The organism is Actinosynnema sp. NPDC002837, from assembly GCF_040295345.1.
In the GTDB taxonomy this organism is placed as follows: domain Bacteria; phylum Actinomycetota; class Actinomycetes; order Mycobacteriales; family Pseudonocardiaceae; genus Actinosynnema.
In genome coordinates, this window is the sequence record NZ_JBEOVG010000055.1 from 14514 (window position 1) to 33707 (window position 19194).

Below are 19194 nucleotides of genomic sequence, written 5' to 3' on the forward strand. Positions count from 1 at the left end.
GCCGGTGCTAGCGTGCCCGGCCATGCGGCGATCGGGGCCTCGGTGATGGGGGACGTCATGTTCGACCAGGACCTGGTCCGGGCGCTGCTGCGGGATCAGCACCCGGACCTCGCGGACCTCGAACTCCGGGACGTCGACGGGGGCTGGGGCAACCAGGTGTGGCGGCTCGGGGACGAGCTGGCCGTGCGCTTGCCGCGCACCGATCGCGGGCCCGCCATGCTGCACGCCGAGCAGACGTGGCTGCCGGTGCTGGCCGACCGCCTGCCGCTGCCCACGCCCGTCCCGGTGCGCCTCGGCAGACCTTCGAACCTGTTCGGGGACACCTGGACGGTCGCGCGCTGGGTCGAGGGCGAGCCTGCCGACCACGCGCCGATCACCCGCGTCGAGGCGGCCGACGTCCTCGCGGAGTTCCTCCGCGCGCTGCACGAACCCGCGCCCGCCGACGCGCCGGTCAACCCCACCCGCGGCATCCCCCTGGTCGGGTTGCGCGACGGGATCGACGGCTGGTTCGAGCTGATCGCCGACCACCCGGGCGCCGACCGCGCGCGTGAGGTATGGGAGAAGGCCGTGGCGGCGCCCGACTGGCCGGGCGCGCCGCGGTGGCTGCACGGTGACCTGCACCCGGCGAACGTCGTCGTCCGCGACGGGACGCTCACCGGGGTGATCGACTTCGGCGAGCTGTGCGCGGGCGACCCCGCCACCGACCTCGCCGCCGCTTGGGTCCTGCTGCCCGCCGGCGCGGCGGGCCGATTCTTCGACGCCTACGGGCAGGCCGACGAAGCGACCGTCACCCGGGCCCGCGGTTGGGCCGTCCTGCGCGCCCTGGTCCTGATCGGGATCGGGCGCAACGGCCGGCTCGGCCTCGCCGGCGGCAAACCGACCTGGGAACCCGCGGGTCACGCCGCGCTGGACCGCGTTCTGGTGGCATGAACCAACCGAGTACGCGCCCACCACCGCGAGCAGGTACACAGGGCGGCGCCGAGCAGTTCGCGCGCGCCGTCGGGTCCGTGGCACGCGGGGGCACGCGGGCGCCCGATGCGTTGAGCGTGCCCGATCGGGGATCACTTGATCGTGGCGCGGTCACCTGATCAGGTCATTCGAGAGGGCGGCCGTCCTCGTCCTCGATGTGCATGGCCGCGTCCTCGGGGCCGCGCAGGTAGTTCGACCCGGCTTCGTCGGCGATCGAGGTCGGTTCCTCGTCGATGAAGTCGCCGTCGTCGTCGGGCGCGGAGAACTGCGGGCCGGGTGTTTCGGAGTCGCGTCGCAGGCCGTGGCCCTCGCCCGTGCCCCATCGCGGCTCGATCGCCTCTTGTTGCTCGGACATCGGTCCTCCTCGGGCGTGCGCTCGTTCGTCGGCCATGGTCGCTCCTCCCGTGCCGGGCAGGGGGCACACAGACGGGTTACCCGTGTGCCCCGATCGGACACTGCTCGTTTGCTCGCGCGTGCGCCGGTGAAACCTCGAGGGCATGACGAGGAGCGGCACGATGGCGGTGTCGGTCGACGCCTGGGGTGTCGACCTGGCCGCTGACCTCGGCGTGCCGTCCGATCCGGCCGGGGTGGTGGTGTTCGCGCACGGTTCGGGCAGCTCGCGGCACAGCGGGCGCAACCAGGCCGTGGCGGAGTCGTTGCGGCGGGACGGCTACGCGACGCTGCTGCTCGACCTGCTGACGGAGCGCGAGGAGCGGGAGGACCGGGTCACCGGGCGGCTGCGGTTCGACATCGGGTTGCTGGCGGAGCGGGTGGCGGCGTCGGTGGAGTGGACTTCGCGGGCGCCGGCGACGCGGGGGTTGCCGATCGGGCTGTTCGGTGCGAGCACGGGCGCGGCGGCGGCGTTGGTCGCGGCGGCCGGGACGTACCTGGTGAGGGCGGTCGTGTCGCGGGGCGGTCGGCCGGACTTGGCTGGGCGGGCGTTGTCGCGGGTGCGCGCGCCGACGTTGCTGGTGGTCGGCGGTCGTGACGAGGAGGTCCTGGAGCTGAACCGTGCGGCGGCGGAGGAGTTGGCGGTGCTGTGGCGGCTCGAGGTGGTGGAGGGCGCGACACACCTGTTCGAGGAGCCGGGGGCGTTGGACCAGGTCGCGCAGCTGGCGGGTTCGTGGTTCCGGGACTTCCTCTGATCCCGGGTCCGCTGATGTGAGCCTTGCAGGATCAGCACGGTTCGAGGGTCTGGTCGGCGGTGCGGCGGTTGGTTGCCGGCCTCGTTGTTTCAACCGACGTTCGAGGTTGGCGATAACGGTGTTTTCTTTGAGGGCATTTTCAGGATCACCCCATTGGGGGACCTGGTTCGGGGTGGGAGGTGGAAGATCGCTCGGCCTCCCTTCCAGGCTCGGAGGGGTCGTGGCCAGGTAGGCCAGTCGCCATCCCTGATCATCATGCCACCACACCGGAGAATGCGCCTCGACGTGCGTGCGACCCAAGTGTGAGCCCGGAGCCTGGAAGGCCGACCGACGAGCGGCCGGTGGTCGGTCAGCCCCGAGGGCTCGCGGTCAGCTCCTCGACCCCGCCGTCGTCCCACCGGACGCGGCGCAAACGCGGGCACCCGCGTCACGCCGCGTCCGACAGGTAGTGGACGGCCCACCGGCCGGCCGGTGATAGCGCCGGCGAGTGCGGCGCCCGGCCGTCCACCACCAGCACGGCCGTCAAGCCGGTCACGTCAAGCCGGTCACACCGGCTCAAGCGGTCACGGCCGCCAGGTCAGTGCTAGCGACGCCACTTCTGGTTCGCCGTGCCCGCGCAGTCCCACATCTGCAGGACCGCGTCGTTGTTCGGGTTCCAGTCGGCGATGTCCACGCACTTGTTCGCCTGCGGGTTGACGAGGTCGCCCGCGGCGGTCAGGACGAACTGCTGGGCCGGGTTCCCGCTGCACCTCGCGACCTGGACGGCGGCGCCGTTCGAGGTCGAGCCCCAGGCCACGTCCATGCACATGTTGTTCTGCGTGCGGAACGTGCCGCCGGTCGACTCCCACTGCTGGTTCGTGCCGCCCGTGCAGTCCCACACGATCAGGCGCTGGCCGTCGGTGAAGTTCCAGTTCGGCACGTCGACGCACTTGCCGTGCCACGCGCTGACGATGCCGCCCGCCGGCCCCGGCGGCGGGGTGCCGCCACCACCCGTGAACGGCGTCAGGATGATCCCCGCCGAACGCGGGTCGCCGTCGTGCACCAACGACTCCTGCGCCTGCACGTCGTCGAACGCGAAGCCGTAAGCCTTGCCGTCCACCATGTTCTGGTGCACGAGCCGCGAGTAGTGGTTGGTGAGCGCACCTTGGTAGAAGTCGGCCGGCCCGCCGCCGGGCTGCGTGTCGATCCTGCCGAGCGTGGAGCGGTGCAGCGCGGCGCACAGGGTGCGCGCGATCGGCCCGACGACCTGGTCGTTGGGCGCGTGCAGCGCCCCGTCGCACCCCCACACGTTCGACGTGGACGGCTTGGCGAACGACGCCACCTGACGTCCCGACGAGTCGGTGAAGTTCATGGTGGTGCCCGACGTGCGGCCGAAGTAGCGGATGTCCGGCCGGTCGCCGAACGGCACCACGGTCAACGTCTTGGTGGTGTAGGCGTTCCACGCCTGCGTGATGTACGGGTCGAGGTAGGCGCGGTCGAACAGGCCCGCGTCCGCCGCCTTGCCCGGCGCGAGCACGCGCACCACCGTGCCGTCGGCGCGGGTGCGGACCGAGTTCGCCCAGCCGGCCTGGTTGCGCACGCCGTTGATCACGTTGTCGCGGCCGTTCGCGACCAGCTCGCCGGTCTTCTTCGTCACGCCGCTCGCCCCGGTCACGGTGACCGCGTGCGGTACGGCGAACATGTCCACCTGCGAGCTGTTCAACCACAGGCCGGCGTCGTTGTAGGTGAACTCGCTCCAGTCGAACAGGATGTCCCGGTTCGGGTCGCTCGGCGACCACGGCGCGGGCTGCACCAGGCCGTCCGGCGTGAGGAAGAACTTGAGCTTCTCCCCGAACGACATGTAGACGCGGCCGGAGATGAACCGCGGCACGCGCAGGGTGACGGAGCCGCCGTTGGGCGGGCCCGCGATCGACACGTCCGGCGCGGGCGAGGGCGGGTTGGCCCCGGCCGGCCACGGCGTGAACGTGCCCGACTGGTTGACGTACCCGAGCCGGCCGCCGGGCCGGATGTCGGTGCCGAGCACGTACAGGTGGACGGCCTCGGCACGGCCGCTGTTGTTGGTGATCGTGATCGGCAGCAGGTCCGGTCCGACGGCCGCGGCCGGTGTGGCGGCGGCCAGTGACGCCGACGTGGCGAGCGCGGCGAACGCGCTCAACCACTTCGTCAGGGTGCGCATGGTTGCGACTCCTCGGTGCAGGGCAAGGTTGTCCCGACCTCCCGGCCGGTTCCAGGGCGGCCAAGCGGTCGGACGCCGACGCGGACGGGTCCGTGAGAGCGCTTCCATAGCGTTGTGCGATGGTTGGACCAATGTCAAGGGCAGAACGTGACCCGCACCACTGGAGTCCGATGTGGATCGGCGGCCAGAGTGGTGGCATGACCTACGACGTCGACTCCGTCCGCGCCCGCTTCCCCTCCCTCGCCACCGGCACCGCCCACTTCGACGGTCCGGGCGGCTCGCAGGTGCCCGCCGCCGTCGCGGACGCCGTGCGCGACGCGATGACCTCGTCCCTGGCCAACCGCGGCGTGGTGACCGACGCCGAACGGGCGGCCGACGCGATCGTGCTGGACGCCCGGCGCGCCGTGGCCGACCTGCTCGGCGCGCCGCCGGAGGGCGTGGTGTTCGGGCGCAGCATGACGCAGCTGACCTACGACTTCGCCCGCACGCTGGCGCGGACCTGGGCGCCCGGCGACGAGGTGGTGGTGACCAGGCTCGACCACGACGCGAACGTGCGGCCGTGGGTGCAGGCGGCCGAGGCGGTGGGCGCGGTGGTGCGGTGGGTCGGCTTCGACCCGGCGACCGGCGAGCTGGACGACGTCGCCGGCGTGCTGTCGGAGCGGACCCGGCTGGTGGCCGTCACGGCGGCGTCGAACCTGATCGGCACGCGGCCCGCGTTGGCCGGGATCGCCGCTTCGGCGCACGAGGCCGGCGCGCTGTTCTACGTGGACGGAGTGCACTTCGCCGCGCACCACCCGGTGGACGTGGAGGCGATCGGGGCGGACTTCTTCGCGTGCTCGCCGTACAAGTTCTTCGGGCCGCACTGCGGTGTGGTGGTGGGGCGGCCGGAGGTGCTGGCGGACCTGCGGCCGGACAAGCTGCTGCCGTCGACGGACGCGGTGCCGGAGCGGTTCGAGCTGGGCACGCTGCCGTACGAGGTGCTGGCCGGCTGCACGGCCGCGGTGGACTTCATCGCCGACCTGGCGCCGTCGGCCGGGACCCGCCGTGAGCGGATCACGGCGTCGTTGGCGGCGGTGGCCGAGCACGAGGACCGGTTGCGGGAGAAGGTCGAGGCGGGGCTGGCGGCGCTGCCCGGCGTGACGGTGTGGTCGCGGGCCCGGCTGCGCACCCCGACCGTGCTGGCGACGTTCGCCGAGCACGCGGCGGCGGACGTGTACCGGCACCTGGCCGGGTTGGGCGTGAACGCGCCGGCGGGCTCGTTCTACGCGATCGAGGCGTCCCGGTGGCTGGGGCTCGGCGACACCGGCGGGCTGAGGGTCGGGCTCGCGCCGTACTCGACGGAGGCCGAGGTGGACCGGCTGCTCGACGGGGTGGCCGGGTTCGTGCGCTCCGGTCGGGCGTGAGCCGGCGAACCCTGGACGGACGGACGCGCGATCGGTGGAGGCCGGTCCGGGTGTGCGCCCGGACCGGCCTTCGCCGGGTCAGAGGGAGCCGGCCAGGCCGGTCAGGAAGCGGTCGAGGCCCTGGCTGAACAGGGCGTCCCAGTCGGGGTCGTCGAGGTGGTCGTTGGCGGCCAGGGTGGGGTAGGCGTCGGCGTTCGCCCGGACGTGCGCGTTGGCGGCGTCCCGGACGGCCGCGTTGCGCCACGTGGACTGGGTCAGGGCGGAGCCGATGGCGAAGTTGGCCAGGCCGTGCGTCGCGGCGGCCAGGTCGACGCCCCGGAAGCCCGCGCCGGCCAGCGTCGCCTGGAGGAACTCGGTGCGCCGGAGCACGTTCGGGCCCAGCGTCGGCCGACCCAGCAACGGCGGTGACCACGGGTGGCGCAGCATCGTCGCCCGCCACGCCAGCACCAGCGCCCGGACCGCGTCCGCCCACTCGCCGCCGTCCGGCACCCGCACCTCGGCGAAGATCGCGTCCACGGCCAGGTCGAGCACGTCGTCCTTGGTCTTCACGTGCCAGTACAGGGTGGGCGGGGCGACGTCGAGGCGTTCGGCGAGCCTGCGCATGGTGAGCCGGGCCGGGCCCTCGGCGTCCAGCAGCGCCACCGCCGCCACGACGATCCGGTCCACCGTGAGCGGCGCGTCCCGCCGTCCCCTGGCCGGCCTCAACCACACCCCGCCCTGATAACCCGTCGCGTCCACGATCGGGACTCTAGTACGTTGGTCGGGTTCTCGACCAACGTTCGAGAGGGTGGCCGATGGCTCACGTCGAGGTGTCCGACCTGACCTACGCCCTGGCCGACGGGCGCGTGCTGCTGGACCGCGTGTCGTTCCGCGTCGGCGAGGGCGTCACCGCAGGGCTGGTCGGGCCGAACGGCGCGGGCAAGACGACGTTGCTGCGGCTCGTGGCCGGTGAGCTGCGGCCCGCGGCCGGCGAGATCGCCACCAGCGGCGGCGTCGGGGTGATGCGGCAGTTCATCACCGGCGACGCGGTCCGCGACCTGCTGCTCGCCGTCGCGCCGGACCGCGTCCGGGCGAGCGCGAAGGCCCTGGCCGAAGCCGAAGCCGCGGTGGCCGGGCGCGACGAGGAGGACACCCAACTGGCCCTCGCGGACGCCATCGCCGAGCACGTCGACGCGGGCGGCTACGACATCGAGGTCGTCTGGGACACCTGCACGACCGTCGCGCTCGGCCTGCCGTTCGCCCGGGCCGCCGACCGGCCCGTGGCCACGCTGTCCGGCGGCGAGCAGAAGCGCCTGGTCCTGGAATCCCTGCTGCGCGGCCCGGACGACGTGCTGCTGCTGGACGAGCCGGACAACTACCTGGACGTGCCCGGCAAGCAGTGGCTGGCGCGGGAGCTGGCCGCGAGCCGCAAGACGATCCTGCTGGTCTCGCACGACCGGCAGCTGCTCGCCGACGCCGCCGACCGGATCGTCGCCGTCGAGGACCGCGACGTCTGGGTGCACGGCGGCGGCTTCGCCACGTTCGCCCAGGCCAGGCACGACCGGATCGACCGGCTGGACGAGCGGCGCAAGCGGTGGCGCGACGAGCACCGCAGGCTGAAGACCACCGTGCACGCCCTGCGCCAGAACGCCGCCCGCGACGACGCCGTGTCCTCGGCCTACCGCGCCGCGAGCGCCCGGCTGGCCAGGTTCGAGGAGGCCGGCCCGCCGCAACGGCCGCCGAAGCGGCGCACCGTCCGCATGCGCCTGCAGGGTGGTCGCACCGGCAAGCAGGCGTTGAGCTGCAAGGGTTTGGCGGTGTCCGGTCTGATCGAGCCGTTCGACCTCGACGTGTGGTTCGGCGAGCGGATCGCCGTCCTCGGCGCGAACGGCACCGGGAAGTCCTGGCTCCTGCGCGTGCTCGCCGACCCGTCCGCGACCCGGCACTCGGGCCGGATCTCCTTCGGCGCGCGGGTCGTGCCCGGCCACTTCGCCCAGACCCACGCCCGCCCCGACCTGGTCGGACGGGCGGTGGCCGACATCGTCACGCGGGACCACGGGATCGAGCGCGACGACGCGATGGCCGCCCTCGCCCGCTACGAGCTCGCCCCCGCGTGGCGGCAGCCGTTCGAGACGTTGTCGGGCGGCCAGCAGGCGCGGTTGCAGATCCTGCTGCTGGAGCTGGCCGGCGAGACGCTGCTGCTGCTGGACGAGCCGACCGACAACCTCGACGTGGCCGCCGCGGACGCCTTGCAGGAGGGCTTGCGCGCGTTCACCGGCACCGTTCTGGCCATCACCCACGACCGCTGGTTCGCCGCGGACTTCGACCGGTTCCTGCACGTCGACCGGGACGGCCGGGTCGAGGAGGTGCCCGAGCCGGTCTGGTCCTAGCGGCGGCGCGGCCCGAACGTCATGCGCAGCCGGCGGACGGCGACGCCGACCAGCGGCCGGTGCGGGAGCAGCCACGCCAGCGGGCCCGCCGGGTCGACGTGCCAGCGGGCGCGGACCGGGGCGACCCGACCGGTGGCGCGCAGGGGTGTGCAGGCCAGGCCGTCGCCGAACGCCTGCCACGTCGACCCCGCCGCCGGCAGCCACACGTCGAACCGGGGCGTCCGCGCGCGGACCGAGGCGAGGGGACCGTGCTCGTCCCGGGCCGACGCGGCGAGGTCCCGACCCCACTCGAACTCCGCCGGCTCCTTCGGGATGCCCCACAGCTCGCGGCCACCCGCCAGCGACGCCGGGCTGTCCACCCAGATGCGCGGGATCGACACCCCGAACCGCAGGCCACGCCGCACCAGCACGGCGGCCAGCACCTCGTGGTAGGCCATGCCCGGCGGCCGGTAGTCCACGAACGCCGTGCCGACCACGGCCCGCCCGAACACGGTCACCGGCCGCACCGGCAGCGGTGGCAGCGCCGTCGCCCGGACCAGCCACACCGACACGCACGCGCGGCCGTGCAGCTGCCACGGCTCCGGCGGATAGCTCATCGATCACCCCTCACGGTCAGGCGCAGCGCCCCGGGAGCGGTCGGCGGCACGACCGGGCTCCGCGGCGCGACCGCGTTCAGCCGGACGTACGCCGCACCGGGCTCCGGACGCGGGTCGCGGTCACCATTGTTGGGCCACAACGACATCGCGCGCTCGGCGAGCGCGGTGATGGTCAGCGCCGGGTTCACGCCGAGGTTCGCCGGGATCGTGGAACCGTCGACCACGTGCAGGCCCGGGTAGCCGTGCACCCGGTGGTACGGGTCGACCACGCCGGTGGCCGGCGAGTCGCCGATCACGCACCCGCCGATCAGGTGACCGGTCAGCGGCACGTCCGCCAGGTCCGGCCACGCCCCGCGCGCGACGCCGCCGACGCGGGCCGCGATCCGCCGCGCCACCTCGTGCCCGAGCGGGATCCACGTCGGGTTCGGCACGTCGCCCTGCCGCGTGGTCATCCGCCTGCCGAGCACACCCCGGCGCTCGACCGTGGTCAGCGAGTTGTCCAGGCTCTGCATCACCAGCAACGCGATCGTCTCCTCCGACCACCGGCGCGGGTCGTGCAGCCACCCGAAGTCGCGCCACCCGCGCGCCAGCTCGCGCGCGCCGCGTCGCAACCGCCGCGGTCCGCCGTCGACCAGCACGGTCATCAGCAGGCCCATCAGGTTGCTGCCCCGCCCGTACCGCACCGGTTCCACGTGCGTGTGCTCGTCCGGGTGGAACGACGAGGTGATCGCCACGCCCAGCGAGTGGTCCGCCCCGCCGTCGCGCACCCGCACGCCCAGCACCGCCTCGGAGTTGGTGCGGCACAACGTGCCCAGCCTCGGCGAGAGGCGCGGCAGGCTGGTGCGCCGCAGCCGGTGCAGCAGTCGTTGCGTGCCCAGCGACGCCGCCGCGAACACGACCTGCCGCGCGGTGAAGTCCCGTCCGCGCCGACCGCCCGTGCGCCGCGTCGCGACCGTGAAACCGCCGGGCGCCGGCCGCACGTCGACCGCCGTGGTCAGCGGGTGCACCCGCGCGCCCGCGAGCTCGGCGAGGTGGAGGTAGTTCTTCACCAGGGTGTTCTTGGCGTTGTGCCGACAGCCGGTCATGCACTGCCCGCAGTGCGTGCACGGCGACCGGGTCGGCCCGACACCGCCGAAGAACGGGTCGCCCGGCGCGCCGAAGTGCACGCCGACCCGCGACCGGTGGTAGGTCTCGCCGACGCCCATCTCCTCGGCGACCGCACGCAGGACGCGGTCCGCCGCCGTGGTTCGAGGGTTCCCGGTCACGCCGAGCATCCGCGACGCCTGGTCGTAGTGCGGCGCCAGCTCGGACCGCCAGTCGGTGATGTGCGCCCATTGCCGGTCGCGGTAGAACGCCTCCGGCGGCTCGTACAACGTGTTCGCGTACACCAGCGACCCGCCGCCCACGCCCGCGCCGCTGAGCACCAGCACGTCGCGCAGGAGGTCGACCCGCTGGATGCCCAGGCAGCCCAGCGACGGCGCGAACAGGTAGTCGCGCACCTGCCAGGACGTGCGCGGGAAGTCCTCGTCGGCGAACCGGCGGCCGGCCTCCAGCACCCCGACGCGGTAGCCCTTCTCGCTCAGCCGCAACGCGGTGGCGCCGCCGCCGAACCCGGACCCGATCACCAGCACGTCGTAGTCCACCCTCACCCTCCCACCGCTCGGAAGTCGGCCAGGTCCGCCCGTGCCGTGCGCCGCCGGTACTCCCACACCAGGCCGGGCCAGTTGGTGGTGATCCGGCCGCCGTCCGCGCGGTACCAGCTGGAGCACAGGCTCCACACGCTGTGCCGCAGGCGGCGTTGCACCTCGGCGTCGAACGCCTCCGCCACCTCCGGTCGCACCTCCACCCCGGCCACGCCCGCGCGGACGAGCCGGTCGAGCACGCGCAGCACGTACCGGATCTGCGCCTCGATCATGGTCAGCACCGAGTTGCCGCCCAGGTTCGTGTTGGGGCCGTAGAGCAGGAACAGGTTCGGGAAGCCGGGCACGGTGACGCCCAGGTGCGCGCGGGCGCCGCCGGCCCACGCGTCGGCCAGTTCCCGCCCGTCCCGGCCGCGGACGCGCAGCGGCGCGAGGAAGTCGGCCGCCGCGAAGCCCGTGCCGTAGACCAGCACGTCGGCGGGGTGCTCGACGCCGTCGGCGGTGCGCACGCCGTGCTCGGTGAGCCCGGTGACCGGCGAGGTGACGACGTCGACGTCCGGGCGGGTCAACGCCGGGTACCAGTCGTTGGAGAACAGCAGCCGCTGGCAGCCGGCCGGAGCGCCCGGGATCAGCTTCGCCCGCAACACCGGGTCGCGCACCCGCCAGAACCGGTGCAGCGCGGTCAACGCCTCCACCGCCTTGCGCGAGCCGGGGCCCGACGTCAGCGCGGCGGTCAGCAGCTCGCCGGTCAGCCACGTCGCCACGCGGCCGACCCGTCCGCCGAGCAACCGCGACGGGCGGGCGCGATCGGGTTTCGGCAGCACGTGCGGCGCGGTGCGCTGGAACACCGTCACGCGTTCCGCGACCTGCCGCACGTGCGGCACGAACTGCACCGCGCTGGCGCCCGTGCCGATCACCGCCACCCGCCGTCCGCGCAGGTCCACGTCGTGCCGCCAGCGCGCGCTGTGGAACGCCGGCCCACCGAAGCGCCCCGGCAGGTCGGGCACGGCCGGCCGGGACAGCTGCCCGACCGCGCTGATCAGCACGTCGCACTCGACCACCTCGCCGCCGGCCAGCTCGACCCGCCACCGACCGCCCTCGCGCGCGGCGCCGGTCACGTCGCAGCCCAGCCGCACGAGGTCGCGCACCGGGGCCGCGGCGTCGCGCAGGTAGGCGAGGATGTCGGGCTGCGCGGCGTACCGGCGCGGCCAGGAGGCGTTGGGCGCGAACGAGTACGAGTACAACGACGACGGCACGTCGCACGCCGCGCCGGGATAGGTGTTGTCCCGCCACACGCCGCCGACGTCGTCCGCGCGTTCCAGCACGGTGACGTCGGTGAACCCGGCCCGGCGCAGGCCCAGCGCCATGCCGATGCCCGCGAACCCCGCCCCGATCACCACGACCGCCGTCACCCCGGCGACGGTAGGGAGGAACCCCTCGAACGCACCAGGACATCACCGGCCGGGTAATTGACAATGGTGGCCATGGCGACGTTGACCGAGCCGGCGGTGCGGCACTGGGACTTCCGCCGCGGCATAGCGAGCGTGGCGCTGCTGGTGCGCTTCGGGGCCGACCACGGCATCGGCGCGGACCGGCTGCTCGCGGGCAGCGGGCTGGACGCCGCGCACCTGGCCGAGCCGGCCGCGGAGGTCGAGGCGCGCCAGGAGCTGCGGGTCGTGCGCAACCTCGTCGCCGTGCTGCCGGACAGCGGGGTGGACGTCGGCCGCCGGTACCACGCGACCACGTTCGGCATCCTCGGCTACGCGTTCCTCAGCTGCGCCACCGTGCGGGACGCCGTCGACACCGCGCTGCGCTACCTGGACCTGAGCTTCGCGTTCACCAACCCGACCGCGTCGGTCGACGGCGACCGGGTGCGGGTGGAGCTGGACGACACCGCGCTGCCCGCCGGGGTGGCCCGGTTCCTGGCCGAACGGGACCTGGCCGCGATCCACACGGTGATCGGCGAGCTGGTGCCCGGCGGTGTGCCCGTGCTGGAGGTGGACTTCCGGTTCCCCGAGCCCGCCGATCACGGTCACGAGGCCGTGTTCGGGGTGCGGCCGACGTTCGGGGCGGCGCGGTGCGGGTCGTCGTTCGACATCTCGTTGCTGGGGCGGGACCTGCCGCTGGCGAGCCCCGAGACCAGCGCGATGTGCGAGGCGCAGCTCCGGGACCTGGTGGCCCGCCGCCGGGACCGGCTCGGGGTGGTGGCGGCGGTGCGGTCGCGGTTGGCCGGGTCGGACGCCTTCGACGTCACGGTGGCGGAGGTGGCGGGGGAGTTGGGGATGAGCGCGCGGACGTTGCGGCGCAGGCTGGCCGCCCGCGGCACCGGCTACCAGGAGCTGTTGGACGAGGCGCGGGCGGCGCGCGCGGAGGAGCTGCTGACCACGACCGACCTGCCGGTGGAACGGATCGCGGCACGCCTGGGCTACGCCGAGGCGGCGGCCTTCATCCACGCCTTCCGCCGCTGGCGCGGCACCACCCCGGGCGACTACGGCCGACGCCGCCGCGCCGGCTGACCGCCCACGGGCGCGGTGGACTCGCGCTCCACCAGCCGGACGCCCATCGTCACCGGCTCCTCGGGCAACTCGCCCGTCTCCACCGAGTCCAGCAGCATCCGCATCGCCGTGATCGCCTTGCCCGCGACGTCCTGCGCAACCGTCGTCAACCCAGGCGTCACGTACTCGCACAGGTCGAGGTCGTCGAACCCCACCACAGACACGTCGTCGGGCACCGCCGCGCCGTCCAGGCTCCACGACCGCAGCGCGGCACCGGCAACCGCGCGGAAGGCGACCACGTCGCGGACACCGTGACCTCGGCGCCGGGTATCGCGGTCGGCACGAGGTCGACCCGGTGCCCCTGGCCGGCACCACCTCGATCCGCCGGAACACGTTGCTGCGCACGGGCAGCCGGGAGCCGAACTGGCAGACCGACCTGGGCGCGCTGTGGATCTACGCGGACAGCGCCGACATCGCCGAGCCGATCACCGTGGAGGACCTGGGCATCACACGACCGTGACCCGTGCCGCGGCGGGAGGCCTGACCAACCCCGGCGGCTACCCGCTCGTCCAAGGGGCCGTGAACTCGGGCTTCCGGCACAAGTGGCTGGGTCGGCGCAGCTGATCAGGTACTCTCCTGCGCCAATCAGCCTGTAGCCAGGCGACACGTTCGAGGGACAGGCTGAAGAGTGAGTACAGTCGTCGAGGAACACGCCCCCGTGGAGGCGCGAAGACAGTCGGCGTTCCGCACCGACATCCAGTCGTTGCGCGCCGTCGCGGTGCTCGCCGTGGTGGTGAACCACCTCTGGCCGAGCGGTCTCACCGGCGGCTACGTCGGCGTCGACGTGTTCTTCGTCATCTCCGGCTACCTGATCAGCTCGCACCTCGACCGCGAGATCACCTCGACCGGCCGCGTCCGCCTCGGCCGCTTCTACGCCCGCCGCATCCGCCGGCTGTTGCCCGCCGCGTTGCTCGTGCTCGGCGTGAGCGTCGTCGCCGCGTACCTCCTGTTGCCGTACCCGCGCTGGGAGGCGACCGCGGCCGAGTCGGTCGCCGCCGCCCTGTACTGGGAGAACTGGCTCCTCGCGGCGAAGTCGGTCGACTACTCGGCGGCCAACACGGCCGCCAGCCTCGTGCAGCACTACTGGTCGCTGTCGGTGGAGGAGCAGTTCTACCTGGTCTGGCCGTTGCTCCTGGTGGTGTTGTTCAAGGTCCGGCGACGGCGGGCGCAGGTCGTCGGCATCGCGTTGGTCGGCGCGGCGTCGTTGGCGTTCAGCGTCCACTACACGCAGGTCGAGCCGAACCAGGCGTACTTCGTCACCCAGGGCCGCGTGTGGGAGTTCGCGCTGGGCGCGCTCATCGCGCTGACCGGCGTCGAGCTGTCGAAGCGGCTGGCCGGGGCGGCCTCGGCGATCGGGTTCGCCATGATCCTCGCGTCGGCGTTCCACTACGACCACGCAACGCCGTTCCCCGGTTACCTCGCGTTGGTGCCGACCGTCGGCACGGCACTCGTCATCGCGGCGGGGCAGCGCCCCGGGCGGCAGTGGCACGCGGCGGTCACGGCGTCGTCGCCGGTGCAGTTCCTGGGCGGCATCAGCTACTCGCTGTACCTGTGGCACTGGCCGTTGATCATGGTCGCGCCGTTCGTGTTCGCCGACGCGTTGCAGGCGGGCCGGATGACCACGCCACTGCTGCTCGCGGTGCTCGGGGCGTCGCTCGTGGCGGCGTACCTGTCGAAGGTCCTGGTCGAGGACAAGGGCATCGCGGTCCGCCTCGGGACCGGGCGCACGTTCGCCGCGATGGTGGTCGGCCTCCTCGTCGTTTCCGCGGCCGCGGCCGGGTTGAACTGGACGTACGGGCGGCACGTCGCGCAGGCGGAGCGGGAAGCCGAGGAGCACGGCGTCGGGGTGTGCGTCGGCGGCCAGGCCCTGATCCCCACCAACGGCTGCCCGAACCCGTTGGGCCCGGCGGAGGTCGTGCACATGGGGCCCGCCAACGAGTACTTCAAGACGCCGCCCGGCTGTGGCGGTGTCGAGGGCGTGGCCGACGTCTCGGTGTGCGACTACAGCGGTGGGTCGGCGTCGGCGCGGGTCCTCTGGCTCGTCGGCGATTCGCACGCCCAGCAGTGGCAGCCACCGGTGGTCGACCTGGCACGTGAGCGGGGCTGGGTGCTCAAGTACGCCTACCTGGGCGGGTGCCCGTTCGCGGAGGTCGACTTCGTCGGCTACCGAGGCGCCGCGACCGACGAGGCCAGGCGCAAGTGCGCCGACTGGTCCGCGCGGATGACCGACGAGATCGCGGAGGACTCGCCGTCGCTGGTGCTGACCTCGTTCTACGCGCGCAAGGAGCTCGTGGACGACGGCAGCGGCCGTTCGCAGACCGAGCAGTACCGGGACGGGCTCGAACCGCGTTGGAAGCGGTGGACCGACGCGGGTGCGCGCGTGGTCGTGCTGGGCGACCCGCCGTTGAACGGCGAGGTGCGCGACCACCAGTGCGTGGCGCTGAACCCCGGTGATCCGGGGGTGTGCGCGGTGGACCGCGTGACGGCGCAGCCCCCGGACCCGTTGTCGGAGGTCGCGCGGACCAGCGACAACGCGATGGTGTCGTTGGCGGACTTCACCGACTACTTCTGCGACGAGCACAAGTGCCACGGGGTGGTCGGCAACATCGCCGTGTACTACGACCCCGACCACCTCAACGCCGCGTTCAGCCGGAGCCTCACGCCGGTGTTGGCCGAGGCGCTCGATCGCGGGTAGTCAGCGGCCGAGTCCACGGCGGGGGCGTGCCGGTGGTGGTGGGGTGTCTTCGGTGGAGAGGCCGGTGTAGGCGGCGAGCCAGCCGGTGGCGCGGTAGTCGCCGCGGCGGGTGAAGACGGCTACCCCGGTTTCGCTCGGGTCGTCGTCGTCCGCCGGTGGGTAGGGGACGGTCGCGGAGGTCGTCGGTGTGGTCCAGGTCCGGCCGCGCCAGGCGATCGCGGTCGCGCCTGTGCCGCCGGTGACGGTGGCGTGGTCTGCGTGCGCGGTCAGGGTGTGGTTGGTGGTGCGTTCGCGCAGCAGCGCGGTGTAGCCGGCGTGGTCCAGGACGCAGCCCGCCGGCGAACGCCCCGGTGGCCAGTCCGGCGCGCGGAGACCCCGCGCGACCGCCGAGCGCCACAGGCCCGGCACCACCTCCCTGAGGTGGGCACGGGTCGCCATCTCCTCGCACATCCACAGCAGCCGGCCCGCGCCGCGGCCCGGGGCGAGGCTCCGCCAGCGGACGCGGTGGTCGAGGTCGGCGGCCACCACGGCGATCCACGGGTGCACGGTGCCCAGCACGCCCTGCGCGGCCAGCCACGCCAGGAACCTCGGCGCCTGCTCGTACACCGGGTGCAGGGTGGCCAGCGGGATGCCGCCGGCCACCCGCCGTCCGGGCGAGTCGAACAGGTGCGGCGACCGTGCCGCGAGCAGCAGCGCCGCCCACGCCAGGTCGCCCGGCGCGGTGGTCGTCTGCGAGCCGAGGCCCTTGACCGACGTCGTGTTGGTGATCTGCGACGTCTTGCCGCCCGCCTTGATCACCGTGGCCACGGCCGGCCGCACCGGCTCCGGCACCGGGATGCCCGCCAGGTCGCGCACGGCGACCGACAGGACCAGGCTCAGCGCGTTCTCCGCCTCGTCCGGGTCGTGCGGCACGGGCAGCAGGCCGAGCGTGCGGCGCAACCGGTGGCCGGTGTGGGTGGACACCATCATCCGCGCGGTCAGCCGGCCCAGCTCGGTGATGTCGAGCCGGTCGCCGGTCGCCGTCAGGTGGCCCTCGTCCACCAGGAACGCCACGGCCTCCTGCACCGGCTCCAGGTCGTCGTCGCCCTGCGCGTGCGCGAGCGTCTCGACCCACCACGCCTGCGCGTCGTCCGTCGTGCCGATCCGGCCCTGGAGCACCTCGGCCAGCACGTGGTCGGGCAGCGAGTCGCGGATCCGCGAGTACACCGAGTACCCGGCCACCAGCCTGGTCTGCCAGTCGGCGCGCTGCGTCTCGTCGACGACCAGGTACGACCAGCCCTCGGTCTCGCCCGCGCCGATGCGGCCGGCCCGGCCGAACATCTGCAGCACGGTGGACGTGTCGATCGGCTCGCCGCCGATGGAGACGTCGCGCACGATCACCGCCCGTGCGGGCAGGTTCACGCCGGCGGCGACGGTGGACGTGGCGACCAGGACGTCCGCCTCACGTGCGCGGAAGGCACGTTCGGCGGCGTGCTTGTGCTCGTAGTCGGCGTAGTGCAGGCGGACGCCGACCTCCGCGCACGCCTTGGTCAGGCCGTCGACGTCGTCGGGGGCGACGGTGTGCACGGGCGCGCCCCGGTCGGCGGCGATCGCCATCGCGGTGGAGCGGACGTTGCGCTTGGAGCCGCAGAACACCAGCACGCTGCCGCCCTCGGCGGTGTGCCGCCGGGTCAGGTCGAGCACGACCTGTTCGCGCAGGCGGTTGTTCGCGGTGAAGCCGGAGGCCGCCGGGATCGTCGGGAGCTGCCAGGTCACCTTGGACGGCCGCCAGGTCGTGGCCACGAGGTCGGCCTCCAGCCATTCGGCGACCTCGGCGGCGTTGGACACGGTCGCCGAGAGCCCCACGATCCGGACCGGCGAGTCGATGCCGCGGACCCGGGCCAGCAGGGCTTCCAGCAACGCGCCGCGGTTGGGGCTGCCGAGCAGGTGGACCTCGTCCACGACGAGGCAGCCGACCTCGCCGAGCGCGGCCTGCAGGGACGACGCGCGGCAGATCGCCTCGAACTTCTCGGTGGTGGCGACCCAGAGGTCGGCCGCTTTGACGGCCTCGACGTCGACGGCGTACTCGCCGGAGAGGCGTTCGACGCGGAGGCCCTCGTCGCGCCAGGTCTCCAGTTCTCGGTCGAGTTCGTCGGTGAGCGAGCGCTGGGGGACGAGCCAGGCGGCCTTGCGGCCCTCGTGCAGGATCGCCTTCAGCACGGCCAGCATGCCCATCGCGGTCTTGCCCGCGCCGGTCGGTGCGGTGATCAGCAGGTGGGAGTCGCCGTCCACCAGGTGGGGCGCGGCTTGGGCCTGGGCGGGGTTGAGCACGGGGAAGGGCAGGAACCGCGCCCAGTCGGCGGGCACGTGCCGTGCGACGGGAACGGGGTCGGGCACGTCGGCGTCGGTCGGTTCGTGCAGGTCCCACAGCATCTCGAAGGCCAGGCGAGCCGCTCGGGCTCCGTCGCCGACGACCGACTCGCACCGTTCGGGCACGACACCGCCGACATCGGACAGCCAGGCGGTGGCGGCGGTCGCGGACACTTCTTCCTGCTCCAGCCAGTGGCGGATGGCGCGGAACGGCACCCCGGCCGCTTCGAGTCGTTCCTTCACAGGGGTGAATTCGGATGAATCGGGCAAAACGACCCGAGCGTCCACGCCGGCCGGCACGTCGGTCAGGTCGAACGCCGGGTCGACCGTCTTGCACCACCAGACGGGCCGCGACTCCAACGCCGCCAACGCCGGCGGCAACACGGGCACCGCCGCCGAACGGGCCGCCGGCGCAACCTCCGACCCGCTGAGGATCGACCGGATCCGAGCCGCCATCGCCACGGTGGACACCCGCCGCCCCACCCGAACCCGCGCCTGACCCGCGCTGTCGGCCGTGCCGTCCGCCGCCTCCACCCCGGCGTCCGCAGCCGCCCCGCCCCGCGCACCACCCTCAGTCGCAGGCGACTCGGCCTCCGCCTCACCGTGCGATCCGCCCGCCCGTCGCGGATCCGCGTCGTCCCGCGCCCGCTCCGCCCGCCGCGACTCCGCCCGCCGTCGCCCGGAACCCGCCGCCCCCGGCCGTCGCGAACCGTCCTCCGGCGACCCGGCGCCGGACTCCGGTCGCCGCGAACCCGGCTCCGATGCCGCAGGGCGAGTCGACGGCTTCCGCGGTGGTCCGTCGGGCTCGGCCGGCGCGCTCCGGGGCCGATCGGCGGCCGGTGGGCGGACCGCGCGCGAGTTGCGGGCCAGGGCTTCGAGCTGGGCGTCCTCCGCGAGGCGGCGCGAGACGGCGGCCGGGCGCAGGTCGCCGAGCACCGAGCGTTGCGCGAGCTTCAACTCCCGCAGCGTGAACGACGCGGGGCACGCGGGGCACACGACGGCGGCCTGGAGCTGCTGCCTGCCGCGATCCGGGTGGGCGCGGTAGAGGCCGTGCAGTTCGCCTTCGCACTTCGGGCACCGCCGGTCGATGGGCAGGGGCGAGAGCTGCCAGCCCGGCTCGGCGTACCGCGCGATCGCGGGCTCCGGGCGGACACCCCACCTGGCCTCCACGACCCCGGCGACCGACGTGTCCACCACCGGCGACCCGTGCTCCACTCGTCGCCTCCCGTCCCCGGCCGCGGTCGTGTCGGCGGCCTCCCGGCACGGCCCGGCGCCCCCCTGGAGCGCCCGGCGTCCC

At 73.8% G+C, this 19194-nt stretch carries 15 protein-coding genes; 7 read left to right on the forward strand and 8 right to left on the reverse strand.

The window, feature by feature from the left end; all coding sequences use genetic code 11:
* Positions 1–57 precede the first annotated feature (57 nt).
* Positions 58–930: an aminoglycoside phosphotransferase family protein gene (locus ABTZ99_RS29680; protein ID WP_499615836.1), complete on the forward strand. Its 873-nt coding sequence runs from the start codon at positions 58–60 to the stop codon at positions 928–930.
* A 163-nt stretch (positions 931–1093) separates the two neighbouring features.
* Here the strand turns inward: ABTZ99_RS29680 and ABTZ99_RS29685 are convergent, their stop codons facing one another.
* Positions 1094–1324: a hypothetical protein gene (locus ABTZ99_RS29685; RefSeq protein ID WP_498773181.1), complete on the reverse strand. Its 231-nt coding sequence runs from the start codon at positions 1322–1324 to the stop codon at positions 1094–1096.
* 142 nt (positions 1325–1466) lie between these two features.
* On the opposite strand from ABTZ99_RS29685, the gene ABTZ99_RS29690 reads away from it, so the two are divergent.
* The gene (locus ABTZ99_RS29690; protein ID WP_498773183.1) at positions 1467–2114 is read left to right on the forward strand and encodes a dienelactone hydrolase family protein; all 648 of its coding nucleotides are present in this window, start codon (positions 1467–1469) and stop codon (positions 2112–2114) included.
* Positions 2115–2697: 583 nt separating this feature from the next.
* Here the strand turns inward: ABTZ99_RS29690 and ABTZ99_RS29695 are convergent.
* Positions 2698–4290, reverse strand: a complete 1593-nt coding sequence (locus ABTZ99_RS29695) for a glycoside hydrolase family 64 protein (RefSeq protein WP_499615839.1) — start codon at positions 4288–4290, stop codon at positions 2698–2700.
* Between the two features lie 197 nt (positions 4291–4487).
* Between ABTZ99_RS29695 and ABTZ99_RS29700 the strand changes: the two genes are divergently transcribed.
* A complete protein-coding gene (locus tag ABTZ99_RS29700) occupies positions 4488–5693 on the forward strand; it encodes a cysteine desulfurase-like protein (RefSeq protein ID WP_499615842.1) in 1206 nt (401 codons plus the stop codon).
* 78 nt (positions 5694–5771) lie between these two features.
* Here the strand turns inward: ABTZ99_RS29700 and ABTZ99_RS29705 are convergent, their stop codons facing one another.
* Entirely contained in the window at positions 5772–6431 is a 660-nt protein-coding gene (locus ABTZ99_RS29705) for a TetR/AcrR family transcriptional regulator (RefSeq protein ID WP_499615845.1), read from the reverse strand.
* A gap of 56 nt (positions 6432–6487) precedes the next feature.
* On the opposite strand from ABTZ99_RS29705, the gene ABTZ99_RS29710 reads away from it, so the two are divergent.
* Positions 6488–8062, forward strand: coding sequence for an ABC-F family ATP-binding cassette domain-containing protein (locus ABTZ99_RS29710; protein ID WP_499615848.1), 1575 nt, complete (start codon positions 6488–6490; stop codon positions 8060–8062).
* Here the strand turns inward: ABTZ99_RS29710 and ABTZ99_RS29715 are convergent.
* The 3 genes from ABTZ99_RS29715 to ABTZ99_RS29725 are packed head-to-tail and all read right to left on the reverse strand — an operon-like array spanning position 8059 to position 11710.
* Positions 8059–8658 (reverse strand): acetoacetate decarboxylase family protein, encoded by a 600-nt coding sequence (locus ABTZ99_RS29715; protein WP_499615851.1) that lies wholly within the window; start codon positions 8656–8658, stop codon positions 8059–8061. The two genes, ABTZ99_RS29710 and ABTZ99_RS29715, sit on opposite strands and share 4 nt — an antisense overlap.
* Complete coding sequence (locus ABTZ99_RS29720; protein WP_499615911.1) at positions 8655–10301, reverse strand: FAD-dependent oxidoreductase; 1647 nt, start codon at positions 10299–10301, stop codon at positions 8655–8657. Before ABTZ99_RS29720 ends, ABTZ99_RS29715 begins: the two co-directional genes overlap by 4 nt.
* 2 nt (positions 10302–10303) lie before the next feature.
* Positions 10304–11710, reverse strand: coding sequence for a flavin-containing monooxygenase (locus tag ABTZ99_RS29725; RefSeq protein WP_499615854.1), 1407 nt, complete (start codon positions 11708–11710; stop codon positions 10304–10306).
* Between the two features lie 72 nt (positions 11711–11782).
* Here ABTZ99_RS29725 and ABTZ99_RS29730 point away from each other — a divergent pair, with 72 nt between their 5' ends.
* Entirely contained in the window at positions 11783–12814 is a 1032-nt protein-coding gene (locus ABTZ99_RS29730) for an AraC family transcriptional regulator (RefSeq protein WP_498773197.1), read from the forward strand.
* On the opposite strand, the gene ABTZ99_RS29735 is transcribed toward ABTZ99_RS29730, so the two are convergent.
* On the reverse strand, positions 12787–13092 hold the full coding sequence (locus tag ABTZ99_RS29735) for a substrate-binding domain-containing protein (protein ID WP_499615857.1): 306 nt from the start codon (positions 13090–13092) through the stop codon (positions 12787–12789). The genes ABTZ99_RS29730 and ABTZ99_RS29735 overlap by 28 nt on opposite strands.
* A gap of 56 nt (positions 13093–13148) precedes the next feature.
* Here ABTZ99_RS29735 and ABTZ99_RS29740 point away from each other — a divergent pair, with 56 nt between their 5' ends.
* Together ABTZ99_RS29740 and ABTZ99_RS29745 are read left to right on the forward strand one after the other, a co-directional pair.
* Positions 13149–13313 (forward strand): hypothetical protein, encoded by a 165-nt coding sequence (locus ABTZ99_RS29740; protein ID WP_498773201.1) that lies wholly within the window; start codon positions 13149–13151, stop codon positions 13311–13313.
* Positions 13314–13511: 198 nt separating this feature from the next.
* Positions 13512–15548 carry an acyltransferase family protein gene (locus tag ABTZ99_RS29745; RefSeq protein WP_499615860.1) on the forward strand — a complete coding sequence of 679 codons (2037 nt, stop codon included), beginning with the start codon at positions 13512–13514 and terminating at the stop codon, positions 15546–15548.
* On the opposite strand, the gene ABTZ99_RS29750 is transcribed toward ABTZ99_RS29745, so the two are convergent.
* On the reverse strand, positions 15549–19112 hold the full coding sequence (locus ABTZ99_RS29750) for a DEAD/DEAH box helicase (protein ID WP_499615863.1): 3564 nt from the start codon (positions 19110–19112) through the stop codon (positions 15549–15551).
* Positions 19113–19194 lie beyond the last annotated feature (82 nt).

Excerpts from the sequence above, each read along its gene's own strand:
- ABTZ99_RS29695 (WP_499615839.1), bottom strand. The coding sequence starts at position 4,290 with ATGCGCACCCTGACGAAGTGGTTGAGCGCGTTCGCCGCGCTCGCCACG.
- ABTZ99_RS29730 (WP_498773197.1), top strand. The coding sequence starts at position 11,783 with ATGGCGACGTTGACCGAGCCGGCGGTGCGGCACTGGGACTTCCGCCGC.
- ABTZ99_RS29690 (WP_498773183.1), top strand. The coding sequence starts at position 1,467 with ATGACGAGGAGCGGCACGATGGCGGTGTCGGTCGACGCCTGGGGTGTC.
- ABTZ99_RS29700 (WP_499615842.1), top strand. The coding sequence starts at position 4,488 with ATGACCTACGACGTCGACTCCGTCCGCGCCCGCTTCCCCTCCCTCGCC.
- ABTZ99_RS29715 (WP_499615851.1), bottom strand. The coding sequence starts at position 8,658 with ATGAGCTATCCGCCGGAGCCGTGGCAGCTGCACGGCCGCGCGTGCGTG.
- ABTZ99_RS29685 (WP_498773181.1), bottom strand. The coding sequence starts at position 1,324 with ATGTCCGAGCAACAAGAGGCGATCGAGCCGCGATGGGGCACGGGCGAG.
- ABTZ99_RS29710 (WP_499615848.1), top strand. The coding sequence starts at position 6,488 with ATGGCTCACGTCGAGGTGTCCGACCTGACCTACGCCCTGGCCGACGGG.
- ABTZ99_RS29680 (WP_499615836.1), top strand. The coding sequence starts at position 58 with ATGTTCGACCAGGACCTGGTCCGGGCGCTGCTGCGGGATCAGCACCCG.